Here is a 12,536-nt window from a genome sequence, read left to right as displayed (position 1 = left end):
TTCCTCACTTCACCGCGCCGAAGGTCAGGCCGCGGACGAGTTGCTTCTGGCTGAACCAGCCAAGGATCAGGATCGGCATGATGGCCATGGCCGAGGCCGCCGAGAGTTTTGCGTAGAAAAGGCCCTGAGGCGCCGAGAAAGAGGCGATGAAGGCCGAGAGGGGTGCGGCCTTGGTCGTCGTCAGGACGATGGTCCAGAAAGCCTCGTTCCAGGCGAGGATAATGTTGAGAAGCATGGTCGAGGCGATGCCGGGGATCGCCATCGGCGTCAGGACATAGAGGATCTCGTTCCAGAGGCTGGCGCCATCCATGCGCGCGGCTTCGAGGATCTCGCCGGGGATTTCCTTGAAGTATGTGTAGAGCATCCAGATGATGATCGGCAGGTTCATCAGCATCAGCGCGATGACCAGACCGATCTTGGTGTCGATCAGACCCGTCCAGAGGAAGATCAGATAGAGCGGGATCATGACGGCAACGGCCGGCATCATCTTGGTGGACAGCATCCACATCAGAAGGTCCTTGGTGCGCTTGCCGGGCACGAAGGCCATGGCCCAGGCCGAAGGGATCGCGATGACGAGCCCCAGAAGGGTGGAGCCGACCGAAATCACGACCGAATTCCAGAAGAACCGCGGGTAGTCGGACCGCGCCCAGACCTCGGCATAATTCTCCAGCGTCCAGTCGGCGGTGAAGAGCTGCGGCGGGCTTGCGACGGCGGAGACTTCGGTCTTGAACGACGTGAGGATCATCCAGAGGACCGGGAAGAAGATGATCAGCGCAACGGACCAGGCAGCGAGGGTGGTCAGGAATTTGCGGCGGGGGGAAACGGCACGTGCCATCGGTTTTCTCCTTCACGCGTCGAGGTTGCGGCCGATGCCGCGCATCAGGAAGTAGGCCACGATATTGGCAAGGATCACCGCGATGATGCCGCCGGCTGCCGCGCGCCCGATGTCCTTGGCGGCGATCGCCTGCTTGAAGATCATGTAGGGCAGCGTGGTCGAGGCAGATCCTGGGCCACCTTGAGTGGTCGTGAAGATCTCGCCGAAGATTCCCAGCAGGAAGATCGTCTGGATCAGGATCACGACGGTGATCGCCCGTGTCATATGTGGCAGAATGATATAGCGGAACCGGCTGAAGGCGCTGGCGCCGTCCATCTCGGCCGCCTCAAGTTGTTCGGAGGAGAGGGACTGCAGCGCGGTGAGAAGAATGAGCGTCGCAAAGGGCAGCCATTCCCAGGACACGATAAAGATGACCGAGGCCATCGGATAGTTTTCCATGAAGAGGATGGGCTTCATGCCAAGCCCCAGCGCCAGCGAGGCGAGCATCCCGTTCTGGGGGTGCATGAACAGGTTTTCCCAGATCGAGGCCGCGACGGGCGGCATCACGAAGAAGGGCGAGATGACCAGAATGCGCAGCGGGCCCTGACCCCAGACCGGCTGGTCAATGAGAAGCGCGATGAGCGTGCCGAGAACGATGGTGATGATCAGAACGCCGCCGACCAGCAGGAGCGTGTTCGAGATCGCCAGCCAGAATTCGGGAGAATTGACGAACCAGCTGTAGTTGCGGAACCCGACCCAGCCGGTCCGGTCCGGCGAGATCAACCGATAGAGCCGGAACGAATAGTAGATGGCCATCGCGAGCGGGATGATCATCCAGATGAACAGGACGGTCACGGAGGGTGCGACCATAAGACGTGCCGCAAAACGTGAGGATTGCGTTGCCACGGGATGTCTCCGATTCAAGAATTGCGCTGATCCGGCCGCAGGGTACCTACCGGGCAAGCTCTGCCGCAAACGCTGATTTTGCGAGGAGCGAGGGCCCCGGCCCGAGGACGGGCCGGGGCCTGATCTTACTTGATGTAGCCAGATGCGGTCATTTCATCCAAGGCCAGGGCCTGAGCCTCGGCCAGGGCATCATCGACCGATTTCTGCCCGGCCAGAGCCGCCGAGAAGATCTCACCCACGCTGGTTGCAAGACCGGCGAACTCGGGGATCGCGACGAACTGCACGCCGGTGTAGGGAACCGGCTTCACCGTCGGGTTGGTCGGGTCAGCCGCGTTGATCGAGTCGATGGTCATCTTCGCGAACGGCAGGGCCGCATAGTCCGGGTTCGAATAAAGCGAGGTCCGGGTGCCGGGAGGAGCTGCGCCCCAGCCTTCCTTGGAGGCGACAAGCGCGATGTAGTCCTTGTTGGTCGCCCAGTTGATGAAGGTCTTGGCCGCGTCCTTGGCATCCGACGAGGCCGGGATCGCCAGTGACCAGGCCCAGAGCCAGTTCGCCCGTTTGCCGAGGCCCGCGTCAGGTGCCAGAGCGAAGCCGACCTTGTCGGCAAACTCTGACTGTTTGGGATCGGTCAGCGCGCCCGCCGAGACGGTGGCGTCCATGCGCATCGCGCATTTGCCCTGCAGGGACAGCGTCAGGTTTTCGTTATAGCCGTTGTTCGACGCGCCGGGCGGGCCGTACTTGGTCAGCATCTCGACATAGTCGGTCATCACGGCTTTCCATTCCGGCTGGTCGAACTGGGGCACCCAGTTTTCGTCGAACCAGCGCGCGCCATAGCTGTTGGCCATGGTGGTCAGGAACGCCATGTTTTCACCCCAGCCGGCCTTGCCGCGCAGGCAGATGCCGTAGATGCCGTTGGCCTGATCGGTCATCGCGGCCGCGGCGGCCTTGATGTCGTCCCAGGTGGGCGCGTCCGGGATAGTGATGCCGGCCTTCTCGGCCAGGTCCTTGCGGTAGTTCACGAAGGACGATTCCCCATAGAAGGGCGAGGCATAGAGGTTGCCGTCCACCGTCAGGCCGCCACGGATCGGCGGCAGGAGATCGTCGACATCAAAGTCGGCGGGCATGTCGTTCAGGCTTTCCAGCCAGCCCTGCTTGCCCCAGATCGGAACTTCGTAGGTGCCGATGGTGATCACGTCATACTGACCGCCGCCGGTGGCGATGTCGGTCGTGACGTTCTGGCGCAGGACGTTTTCTTCCAGCGTCACCCACTCGACCTTGATGTCGGGGTGCTTGGCATAGAAATCGTCCATCAACCCCTGCATGCGCACCATGTCGCCATTGTTCACGGTGGCAACGGTGATGGTGGTTTCCGCCGCGGCTGCCGTGCAAATGGCGCCAACGGCACAGGCGCCGAGAAGCGCCCGGATTGAGACAGTCATGATATCCTCCCTAAGAATGAGCATTTGCCCATTACATGAGTAATTATTCATGTTAGCGGACGTCAGGTCAATCGGGAAAATGCGAGCAAACTCAGGGGTGCCCGGTGTCAGACCTGGGAGAGAAGCGCGCTCGCGGTCGGCTCGTCGGTCACGAGACAGTTGACGATTCGGCCCGTGAGCGCGGCGCGGATCGCCGAGACTTTTGTCGGCCCGGCCGCCACGGCGATGACCGGCCCGGCGCGGCCCGGCTCGACCCGGACCCCGCCCACAAGCGCCGAAATGGGCGTCTCGATATAGCGCCCGTCGCGATCAAAGACGCCGCCGACGATCTCGCCCGCCGCGCCCTTGGCCTGCATGTCCTGAAGCTGGGCACGGGTCACGAACCCGTCCTTGTAGAGCGGCGCATCCTCGCCCATCTGGCCGACGCCGACGAAGACCACATCGGCCTCTTGCGCGAGTGTCGCGACGGTCTGGACAGGCCGGAGCGCGTGGAACATGGCGCGTTCCTGAGGCGTTTCGGAAATCAGCGGCACGGGCATCGGATAATGCGGCGCGTGCAGTTTGTCGGCCAGACGCATGATCACGTCGTAGAAAGAGGCCGAACCATCGGGGGCGATATTGCCGATGAGCGAGACGATCTTGTGGCGCTCGTTCGGCTGGGTGGCGATCTCGGCGACCATGGCGCTGAGCGCCCGGCCGGTGCCGAAGGCGATGGTCAGGCTTTCGGGGCGTGCCAGATAGCTTTCCAGAAGCGAGGCCGCCGCCCCTGCCGTTGCCCGCGCCGGATCGGCGCCTTGCCCGAGATCGGGCGCGACGCGGGCCTGCTGCAGGCCGTAGGTGCGGATAAGGCCCGCCTCTAGTTCGAGACAGCGGCCGATCTTGTGATCGAGCCGTACTTTCACCAGCCCCTCGGCCATCGCCTTGCTGACAAGCCGCTGCGCGCGCTGGCGCGACACGCCGAGTTCCGCCGCGATCTGATCCTGCGTCATGCCCGCGACATGAGACAGCCAGCCCGCGCGGGCCGCCTCGTCAAGCAATGTCGGTTCGCCTGTCATGCCGCCGGTTCGCCTTTCGCCAGATCCGGTGCAATCTGAAAGAAGTTCGCGAATGACACAAGTCTGCGGTGCGGGCGGGCGCCGTCCGGCTCGTCCGGCGTGTCGGGGCCGAGGTGGCTGGCGCCGACGAACCGCCAGACCGTCATGCCGGCCGCGAGCCCGGCGCGGATGCCGGTCAGGCTGTCCTCGATCACCAGGGTACGGGCGGGATCGGCCCCCATCGCGGCGGCGGCATGCAGGAAAAGATCGGGTTCAGGCTTGCCGCGCGCGACCTGCGAGGAGGTGAAGAGCCGCTCGCCCACCAGACCGCGAAGCCCGACAAGGTCAAGCGACATGTCGGCCCGGCGCGGGCTGGACGAGGTGGCGACACAGAAGGGAACGCCGATCCGTTCCAGCACCCCGCGGACATGCGGCACGATCCTTAGCCCGCCCCGGAAGGCATCGAGCAGGTTCTCACGGTAGCTCGCCTCGAAAGTCTCGGGCAGGTCCACCCCGAATTCCGCCCGGATCTGACGGATCACCGTCGGATAGCTGCGGCCGAGGAAATGGCGCGTGACATAATCCATGTCGATCACCAGCCCGAGCTTCGCCAGCTCGGCGATCAGCATGCGCGCGCTGATGATCTCGCTGTCGATCAGCACACCGTCGCAATCGAAGATCACCAGCGAAAAGGTCATCCAGTCACCCCGATTTGGCCCAGCGGTGGGCGTGCGCGGCCCTACGCGCGCACTATGGGGCGGCTGACACCGGTCATCAATGGTCGGCCGAAACAGGTGCGGCCGGAAGGCAAGGCGCGATCCTCGGTCGATGAACGCGCCCCGAAAAACCAAAAGCCCCCGTTGCCGGGGGCTTTAGAAAAGTGGCGCGGTGGACGGGGCTCGAACCCGCGACCCCCGGCGTGACAGGCCGGTACTCTAACCAACTGAGCTACCACCGCGCATCGGGCGATCCGGGCCGGGGCCCGAAGCGTGGGGGGTGACATAGGGCCATGGGCGGGCGGCGTCAAGCGGGCTCTGGCGGCGGGTGAGAGGAAATTTGGCGAAGCTCTTCGGGCGGCTGCTTTCATCGCCGGTGCAAATCGACTAAGGCGGAGGCGAAGAGGATGCGCATGGGCCAGACCGCCGCAAAAACGATCACCGAACGCTGCGAGGCACGGGGCCTGCGGATGACCGGCCCGCGCCGGGTGATCGCGCGTGTTCTGGAAGAATCGCCTGACCATCCGGATGCCGATGTGCTTTACGCCCGCGCGACCGCGATCGATCCGCGCATCTCGCTTGCGACCGTCTACCGGACGGTGAAACTGTTCGACGAAGCAGGCATCCTCGACAAGGTCGAGTTCGGCGACGGGCGGGCGCGCTACGAGGACGCCGAGCGCAAGCACCACGACCATCTGATCGATACCGAAACCGGCAAGGTCATCGAATTCGTCGAGCCCGAAATCGAAGCGCTGCAAGAGCGAATCGCGGCAAGGCTCGGCTACCGGCTGACCGGCCACCGGCTGGAGCTGTTCGGCACCCGCCTGAAGAAGGACTGAAGGCGGACATGACGGACGGCAATCTGCGCGGCATCCTGCTGGTGCTTTATGCGATGGCGATCTTCGCCGTCGAGGATGCGTTGATGAAGCATCTTTCCGCCGCGATGCCGGTCGGGCAGCTTCTGTTGATCATCGGGTTCGGCGGCATGGCGGTCTTTGCGCTGGCCGCCGGGCCGCGTGGCCGCGCGGGCCTCTGGGCGGCGCTTGGCAACCGCGCGGTCCTCTGGCGGTCGCTGGCAGAGGCGGTCTCGGCCCTCACTTTCGTCACCGCCCTGTCGCTGATCCCGCTGTCGACCGTCGCGGCAGTCTTTCAGGCGACGCCCTTGGCCGTCACGGCGGGCGCGGCGCTGTTCCTGGGCGAAACCGTGGGCTGGCGGCGCTGGACGGCAGTCGCGGTCGGCTTCGCCGGCGTTCTGATGATCATCCGGCCGGGGCTCGAAGGGTTCCGCCCCGAGGCGGGGCTCGTGCTGATCACGGTCTTTTCCATCGCGCTCCGCGATCTGGTAACGCGGGCGGTGCCTGCGAGCCTGTCGTCGCAGGTGGTTTCCTTCCACGGCTTCCTCGGCGTGGTGGCGGCCGGGCTGATCCTGATTGCGGCCGGCCAGCGCCCGGCGATGCCGGACGGGGCGGGCATTGCGCTTCTGGTGCTGACGCTTTTCTGTGCGACGACAGGGTATCTGGCCATAGTCGCCTCGATGCGGGCGGCTGAGGCTTCGGCGCTGATGCCCTTCCGCTATGCGCGGCTGATCTTCTCGCTCGCCATCGGCGTCCTCTTCTTCGCCGAGCGGCCTGACGGGCTGACACTTGCCGGGGCGGCGCTGATCCTTGCCGCCGCCTTCTACACCTATCTGCGCGAGCGGGCGCGAAAACGGGTTACCGCGGGCGCGTGAGGGCCTTTCCCTTAGGGAGATGACGGCGTAAAGGACGCGCGAGAGCATCTCCCCCGCGAAAGGACCGGCCCATGAGCACGATCATCGACATCCATGCCCGCGAAATTCTCGACAGCCGGGGCAACCCGACGGTGGAAGTGGACGTGACGCTGGAGGATGGCACGCTTGGCCGCGCCGCCGTGCCCTCGGGCGCCTCGACCGGCGCGCATGAGGCGGTCGAAAAGCGCGACGGCGACAAGAAGCGCTTCCTCGGCAAGGGCGTCCTGGAGGCGGTTGCGGCCGTCAACGGCGAGATCGCGGAAAACCTCGTGGGCGAGGATGCGACCGAACAGGTGGCGATCGACCGGCTGATGATCGAGCTGGACGGCACGGCGAACAAGGGCCGTCTGGGGGCGAATGCGATCCTCGGCGTGTCGCTGGCGGTCGCGAAGGCCGCCGCCGATTTCACCAGCCAGCCCCTGTACCGCTATGTCGGCGGCACTTCGGCCCGCGTGCTGCCGGTGCCGATGATGAACATCATCAACGGCGGCGAACATGCCGACAATCCGATCGACATCCAGGAGTTCATGATCATGCCGGTCGGCGCGGAAAACATCCGCGAGGCGGTGCGGATGGGCTCGGAAGTCTTCCACACGCTGAAGAAGGAACTGTCGGCGGCGGGCCTGTCGACCGGCATCGGCGACGAGGGCGGGTTCGCGCCCAACCTCTCGTCCACCCGCGATGCGCTCGACTTCATCCTCAAGGCCATCGAGAAGGCGGGCTACAGACCCGGCGAGGACATGTACCTTGCGCTCGACTGCGCCTCGACCGAATATTTCAAGGGCGGCAAGTACGAGATGAAGGGTGAGGGCAAGAGCCTGACCTCGGCGGAGAATGCCGAGTACCTTGCCAAGCTTTGCGCGGACTATCCGATCATCTCGATCGAGGACGGGATGAGCGAGGACGACTGGGACGGTTGGAAGATCCTGACCGACATGCTCGGCGGCAAGGTGCAGCTGGTGGGCGATGACCTGTTCGTCACCAATCCCAAGCGTCTGGCCGAAGGGATCAAGAAGGGTGTCGCCAACTCGATGCTGGTGAAGGTCAACCAGATCGGGTCCCTGACCGAGACGCTGCAGGCTGTCGATATGGCCCACCGCGCGCGCTACACCAACGTCATGTCGCACCGGTCGGGCGAGACAGAGGATGCGACCATCGCCGATCTGGCGGTCGCCACCAACTGCGGACAGATCAAGACCGGCTCGCTTGCCCGGTCGGACCGGCTGGCGAAGTACAACCAGCTGATCCGGATCGAGGAAATGCTGGGCGAGACGGCGGAATTCGCGGGCCGTTCCATCCTGAAGGTATAAGGTCGATGCTGCCCCTCGCCGATCTTCTGATGATCGGCGGGGCAGCTTTTTTCGCGGCGCTTGTCGGCGGGGTAACCGGCTATGGCACGGGGCTTCTGCTGCCGCCAGTTCTGGTGCCGCTGATCTGGGCAGAGGCGGTGGTTCCGGTGATCGGCCTGTCTGCGCTTTTCACCAATGCGAGCCGGGTGGCGGCCAATCGGCCGGACCTTGACCCTGAGCTTTTGCGCCGGATCGCGCCGGTCGCGCTGCCTGCGACGCTTCTGGGTGCCTATGGGTTCACGCTTCTGTCCGGGCGTGGGGCCGCGATGCTGATCGGGGTGATGCTGATCCTCATGGTCCCGCTGCGGACGCTCGCGCGGCGGCGGGGGCTGGTTCTTTCGGGGCGCGGTCTGACAGCGGCATCGGCGGGATATGGCGTGGTGAATGGCGGCACGTCGGGGTCGGGTGTGCTGCTATTGACGCTGCTGATGGCGGCGGGGCTGACCGGGCCGCAGGTGATCGCCACCGATGCGGCGATTTCCTTCCTGCTCGGGCTTGGCAAATCGGCGATGTTCGCGGCGCGCGGCGCGCTTGATCTCAGGCTTGCGGGGCTCGCCTTGGTGATCGGCCTGACGGCGATCCCGGCGACCTTCCTTGCGAAGCGCCTTTCCTATCGCCTGCCCGGCCACTGGCATCTGCGCGTCCTCGATGGCGCCGTGCTGCTGGGCGGGCTTCTCCTGATCTTCAGAGCGGGCTGAGAAGTCTGTCCGACCGGAAGGGCGCGAGAAGGGCATGGGCGCCCTGCCCTGTCAGTTCATCCGCCAGAGATGCGGTGACGAGGGGCGCCAGAGTGACACCGGAATGCAGGACCGCAAGCGCGAGACCGGGGCGGACGGTTATGGGGCCGACGACGGGGAGGCCGTCGCCCGGGACCGGACGGTCGGCATGGAGGATGGCGGCGGGCTGGAGGTTTGCGCCGGGCAGGAGGCGCGAGAGGCGGGCAAGCGTGGCGCGGGCGAGGTCGCCGGGGCTTTCCGTCACCGCCTCGGTCTTGTCGGACTGGTGGCTGGCGGAAGCGGGCGCGAGGAGCGCGCCGGTCGCGTCCTGCCGGACCTCCTGATCGGGGCTGGCGAGGATATGGTTGACGAGCGGTGGCAAGGGCCGCGTCCGCAGGATGAGACCGGGACGGGAGAGCATCGGCAGATGCAGGCCTGCGCTGGCAAGAAGCGCGGGCGTCGCGTTGCCTATGGCAAGGATCGTCTGGTCTGCCTCGATGCGGCCCATGGGTGTGGCGGCGCCGGTGACGCGGTCGCCGTCCGTCATGAGCCTGAGCGCCGGACAACCCGACCAGACCTCGGCGCCAAGGGCCGCGGCCGCGTCGAGCAGGTGATGGGTCAGATGGGCCGCATCGACCGCGCCTTCGGCGGGGAAATGCAGCGCCCGGGCGGGGGGTTGGCCCAGGGCGGGTTCGCGCGCGGCGATCTCGCGCGCCGAGAGTTCATTGAGGTCATAGCCGAGGCGAGTGAGCGTCGCGGCGGTTTGGTCGAAAGCCTCGCCCGTCTCCTCCCACCAGAGGGTGCCGGTCCAAAGGTGGCCGCTATCTGGAAGGTCACGCTCAAGACGCCGGTGCGCCGCCATCGCGGCATGGCGCAGGTGGAAGTGATCCTCGTTGAGAAAGAAGCTCGCATTGATCCAGCCGAAGGACCGGCCAGAGGCTGCATTCGCCGGAAGGCCCGCATCGAGGATGGTGACCTGCGCCTTGCGGCGGGCAAGCTCGAAGCCAAGCGACGCGCCGATCAGCCCGGCGCCGAGGATGAGGAAGCGGTTTGTCATTGGCCAATGCTGGCATTGCCCCACGAAAAAGGGAAGTGCGGCGGCGAACGCCCGGCGCCCGGCGGGGGGAGCCGATTTCCTGCAAAGAAATCGGACCGAAATCCTTGAAGGATTTCGGCTGCGGGCGGTAAGTTTGGTCCTGTCCCAACCGAGAGGAGTGCCATGACCGCTGACGAGATCATCGCGGCGCTTGGGCTGGCGCCACATCCCGAAGGCGGCTGGTACCGGCAGACCTGGGTGGCGGCGGCACCGGAGGGCGAGCGGCCGGCGGGGACTTGTATCTATTTCCTTCTGAAGGCGGGCGAGCGGAGCCACTGGCACAGGGTCGATGCGGCGGAGATCTGGCATTTCCATGCGGGTGCGGCCCTGATCCTGTCCGTTGCCGCCAGCGATGCGGGGCCCGCGGTTGAGGTAGGGCTCGGGCCAAACCTCGCGGCGGGCGAGCGGCCGCAGGCGATCGTGCCCTTGGGTCACTGGCAGGCGGCGCGGACAACGGGTGACTGGACGCTCGTCAGTTGCACCGTCTCGCCGGGTTTTCGGTTCGAGGGGTTCGAGCTGGCGCCGCCGGGGTTCGACATCCCGCGCTGAATGTATCCCTTACAAGTTCCGGGGTGGCGCAGCCGCGCGGCGGAGCGTAGGAGGCTGGTATGACCGAGACGAATGCCCCAACAGCCCCCCTGCCCCAATCCGGGCCCCAGAACGAGGATTCGCTGCGCGGCTTCCTTTTCGCGCTGGCGGCCTACCTGCTCTGGGGCTTCCTGCCCCTCTACATGAAGGCTATGGCCCATATCCCGACGCTGGAGGTTCTGGCGCATCGGGTGATCTGGTCTGTGCCAGTGGCGCTGCTGATCCTTCTGTGGCTTGGCCGGACGGCAGACCTTAAGACTGCACTGAGAACACCCCGGATGCTTGGCATGGCGGCGGTGACGGCTGGACTCATTTCGATCAACTGGGGCATCTACGTCTGGGCGGTCCAAACCGGGCATGCGCTTGATGCCGCACTTGGCTATTACATCAACCCGCTCTTCAGTGTGTTCCTAGGCGCGGTCCTTTTGGGCGAACGGCTGGATGGACTGCAGAAGCTCGCGATCCTTCTGGCCACGCTGGCGGTTGGGGTTCTGACCTGGGAGGCGGGGCGGCTGCCATTGGTGGCGCTCAGTCTGACGCTGACCTGGGGTATCTATGCCTATTTCAAGAAATCGCTGCCAATCGGCCCCAATCAGGGCTTCGCGCTGGAAGTGATCCTGCTTCTGCCGCTCGCGCTAGGTTATGTCATTTGGCGAGTGGCGAGCGGTGCGCCGGTGGCCTTTGGCGGCACGGTATCTGATACCGCGCTTCTAGCGGGCTGTGGCATCGTCACGGCGGTGCCCTTGATGGTCTATGCCAATGGCGCGAAGCTTCTAAGGCTCTCGACCATCGGCATCATGCAATATATCGCGCCGACGATGATCTTCCTGACCGCCGTGTTCTTGTTCGGCGAGCCGTTCGGGCGCGGCAAGGCGATTGCCTTTCCGATGATCTGGCTAGCTCTGGCGATCTATTCCACCGCGCTGATCCGGCAGGCGGGCGTCAGGCGGGCACGGTCGGGCGGCTGATCTGGCCGCCGCCGACCGCGACGCGGGCGCCGGTGGTTTCCGGGCAGGAGGTCGGCAGACCATTGAGCACCCGGACCGCGAGATAGCCGAAGGCCTGCGCTTCCAGCATGTCGCCGTTGAGGCCCGCCGCCTCGACCGGCTTGACCGGACAGGGCAGCCGCTCGGCCAGCATCTTCATCAGCGTCCTGTTGTGGCGGCCGCCGCCACAGACGAGCACCGCCTCGGGCGGGCTTGGAAACTGGGAAAAGCCCGCCGCCACGGCGGCGGCGGCGCAGGCGGTCAGCGTTGCGACGGCGTTCGGGATGGTGCGGGTGCGGACCGATTTGAGGAGGCTGTGAAAGTCGTTCCGGTCAAGCGATTTCGGCGGGACTTTGAGGAAATAGGGATGGGTGAGGAAGGTGCGCACGATCCGGGCATCCACCCTGCCCTTCGCGGCCAAAGCGCCCGCCTCGTCGCGTTCCTTTCCGAGGCGCAGGCGCATGTAGTCGTTGATCGGGGCGTTCGCGGGGCCGGTGTCGAAGGCGACACAGGCGCCCGGTTTCTCCGGCTCCGCGATCCGGGGATCGACCCAGGTGACATTGCCGACGCCGCCGAGATTGAGAAAGACCACCGGCCTTTCGGCGCCGGTGAGGCGGGCGAGCGCATGGTGGAAGAAAGGGGCAAGCGGCGCCCCCTGCCCGCCGAGGCCTACGTCGGCCGAGCGGAAATCCCAGATGACGGGCAGGCCCAAAGCCTCGGCCAGCATCGCGCCGTCGCCCGCCTGATGCGTGCCGCGCCGGGCCGGGTCATGGGCGAGCGTCTGGCCGTGGAAACCTATGAGATCGGCCCCGGTAAAGCGGGCGAGCAATTCCGCATGGGCGGTCTCGACCACTTCCGCCGCCTCGGCCACCCCTGCCTCGCCCGACCAGCGGCCGAGGGCGGCGCGCAAGCTCGCACGCTCGGCCTCGGTATAGGGGCGGTAAGCGGTCTGGCCGAACTCGAAAATCTCGCGCCCGTCGGTCCGGATCATGGCCGCATCGACCCCGTCGAGCGAGGTCCCTGACATCGTGCCCAAGGCCCAAAGCGCCCGCCCCTTCATCATCCCTTTCCTCGCGCCCAAGGCGCCGGTATACCGCCACTGTCAACAGAATGGACGATCGGAC

13 protein-coding genes and 1 tRNA gene are annotated in these 12,536 nt (G+C 65.6%); 6 read left to right on the top strand and 8 right to left on the bottom strand.

The window, feature by feature from the left end; all coding sequences use genetic code 11:
- Nucleotides 1-4: 4 nt before the first annotated feature.
- From OU426_RS10270 to OU426_RS10245, 6 genes are all read right to left on the bottom strand, one after another.
- Complete coding sequence (locus OU426_RS10270; RefSeq protein ID WP_267633892.1) at nt 5-835, bottom strand: carbohydrate ABC transporter permease; 831 nt, start codon at nt 833-835, stop codon at nt 5-7.
- A 12-nt stretch (nt 836-847) separates the two neighbouring features.
- Nucleotides 848-1,720 carry a carbohydrate ABC transporter permease gene (locus OU426_RS10265; protein WP_267633891.1) on the bottom strand — a complete coding sequence of 291 codons (873 nt, stop codon included), beginning with the start codon at nt 1,718-1,720 and terminating at the stop codon, nt 848-850.
- A gap of 125 nt (nt 1,721-1,845) precedes the next feature.
- Nucleotides 1,846-3,159, bottom strand: coding sequence for an ABC transporter substrate-binding protein (locus OU426_RS10260; RefSeq protein ID WP_267633890.1), 1,314 nt, complete (start codon nt 3,157-3,159; stop codon nt 1,846-1,848).
- A gap of 107 nt (nt 3,160-3,266) precedes the next feature.
- Complete coding sequence (locus OU426_RS10255; RefSeq protein ID WP_267633889.1) at nt 3,267-4,214, bottom strand: sugar-binding transcriptional regulator; 948 nt, start codon at nt 4,212-4,214, stop codon at nt 3,267-3,269.
- Nucleotides 4,211-4,891: an HAD family hydrolase gene (locus tag OU426_RS10250; protein ID WP_267633888.1), complete on the bottom strand. Its 681-nt coding sequence runs from the start codon at nt 4,889-4,891 to the stop codon at nt 4,211-4,213. Before OU426_RS10250 ends, OU426_RS10255 begins: the two co-directional genes overlap by 4 nt.
- A gap of 183 nt (nt 4,892-5,074) precedes the next feature.
- Nucleotides 5,075-5,151: transfer RNA gene (locus OU426_RS10245), tRNA-Asp, on the bottom strand.
- Nucleotides 5,152-5,322: 171 nt separating this feature from the next.
- Between OU426_RS10245 and OU426_RS10240 the strand changes: the two genes are divergently transcribed.
- The 4 genes from OU426_RS10240 (at nt 5,323) to OU426_RS10225 (ending at nt 8,724) form a co-directional block, all read left to right on the top strand.
- Nucleotides 5,323-5,748: a Fur family transcriptional regulator gene (locus OU426_RS10240; RefSeq protein WP_267633887.1), complete on the top strand. Its 426-nt coding sequence runs from the start codon at nt 5,323-5,325 to the stop codon at nt 5,746-5,748.
- Nucleotides 5,749-5,756: 8 nt separating this feature from the next.
- Nucleotides 5,757-6,638 (top strand): DMT family transporter, encoded by an 882-nt coding sequence (locus OU426_RS10235; RefSeq protein WP_267633886.1) that lies wholly within the window; start codon nt 5,757-5,759, stop codon nt 6,636-6,638.
- A 71-nt stretch (nt 6,639-6,709) separates the two neighbouring features.
- The gene (eno, locus tag OU426_RS10230) at nt 6,710-7,987 is read left to right on the top strand and encodes a phosphopyruvate hydratase (protein WP_267633885.1); all 1,278 of its coding nucleotides are present in this window, start codon (nt 6,710-6,712) and stop codon (nt 7,985-7,987) included.
- A 5-nt stretch (nt 7,988-7,992) separates the two neighbouring features.
- The gene (locus OU426_RS10225) at nt 7,993-8,724 is read left to right on the top strand and encodes a sulfite exporter TauE/SafE family protein (RefSeq protein WP_267633884.1); all 732 of its coding nucleotides are present in this window, start codon (nt 7,993-7,995) and stop codon (nt 8,722-8,724) included.
- Here OU426_RS10225 and OU426_RS10220 read toward each other — a convergent pair.
- Nucleotides 8,711-9,799 carry an NAD(P)/FAD-dependent oxidoreductase gene (locus tag OU426_RS10220; RefSeq protein WP_267633883.1) on the bottom strand — a complete coding sequence of 363 codons (1,089 nt, stop codon included), beginning with the start codon at nt 9,797-9,799 and terminating at the stop codon, nt 8,711-8,713. The genes OU426_RS10225 and OU426_RS10220 overlap by 14 nt on opposite strands.
- 162 nt (nt 9,800-9,961) lie before the next feature.
- Here OU426_RS10220 and OU426_RS10215 point away from each other — a divergent pair, with 162 nt between their 5' ends.
- Nucleotides 9,962-10,387, top strand: coding sequence for a cupin domain-containing protein (locus OU426_RS10215; protein ID WP_267633882.1), 426 nt, complete (start codon nt 9,962-9,964; stop codon nt 10,385-10,387).
- 59 nt (nt 10,388-10,446) lie between these two features.
- The gene (rarD, locus tag OU426_RS10210; RefSeq protein WP_267633881.1) at nt 10,447-11,394 is read left to right on the top strand and encodes an EamA family transporter RarD; all 948 of its coding nucleotides are present in this window, start codon (nt 10,447-10,449) and stop codon (nt 11,392-11,394) included.
- On the opposite strand, the gene OU426_RS10205 is transcribed toward rarD, so the two are convergent.
- Nucleotides 11,369-12,475 carry an anhydro-N-acetylmuramic acid kinase gene (locus OU426_RS10205; protein ID WP_267633880.1) on the bottom strand — a complete coding sequence of 369 codons (1,107 nt, stop codon included), beginning with the start codon at nt 12,473-12,475 and terminating at the stop codon, nt 11,369-11,371. The genes rarD and OU426_RS10205 overlap by 26 nt on opposite strands.
- Nucleotides 12,476-12,536: the final 61 nt, after the last annotated feature.

The sequence above is a fragment of the Frigidibacter sp. RF13 genome, from assembly GCF_026626305.1.
Classification (GTDB): domain Bacteria; phylum Pseudomonadota; class Alphaproteobacteria; order Rhodobacterales; family Rhodobacteraceae; genus TMP-24.
This window is presented reverse-complemented; position numbering and strand designations above follow the sequence as displayed.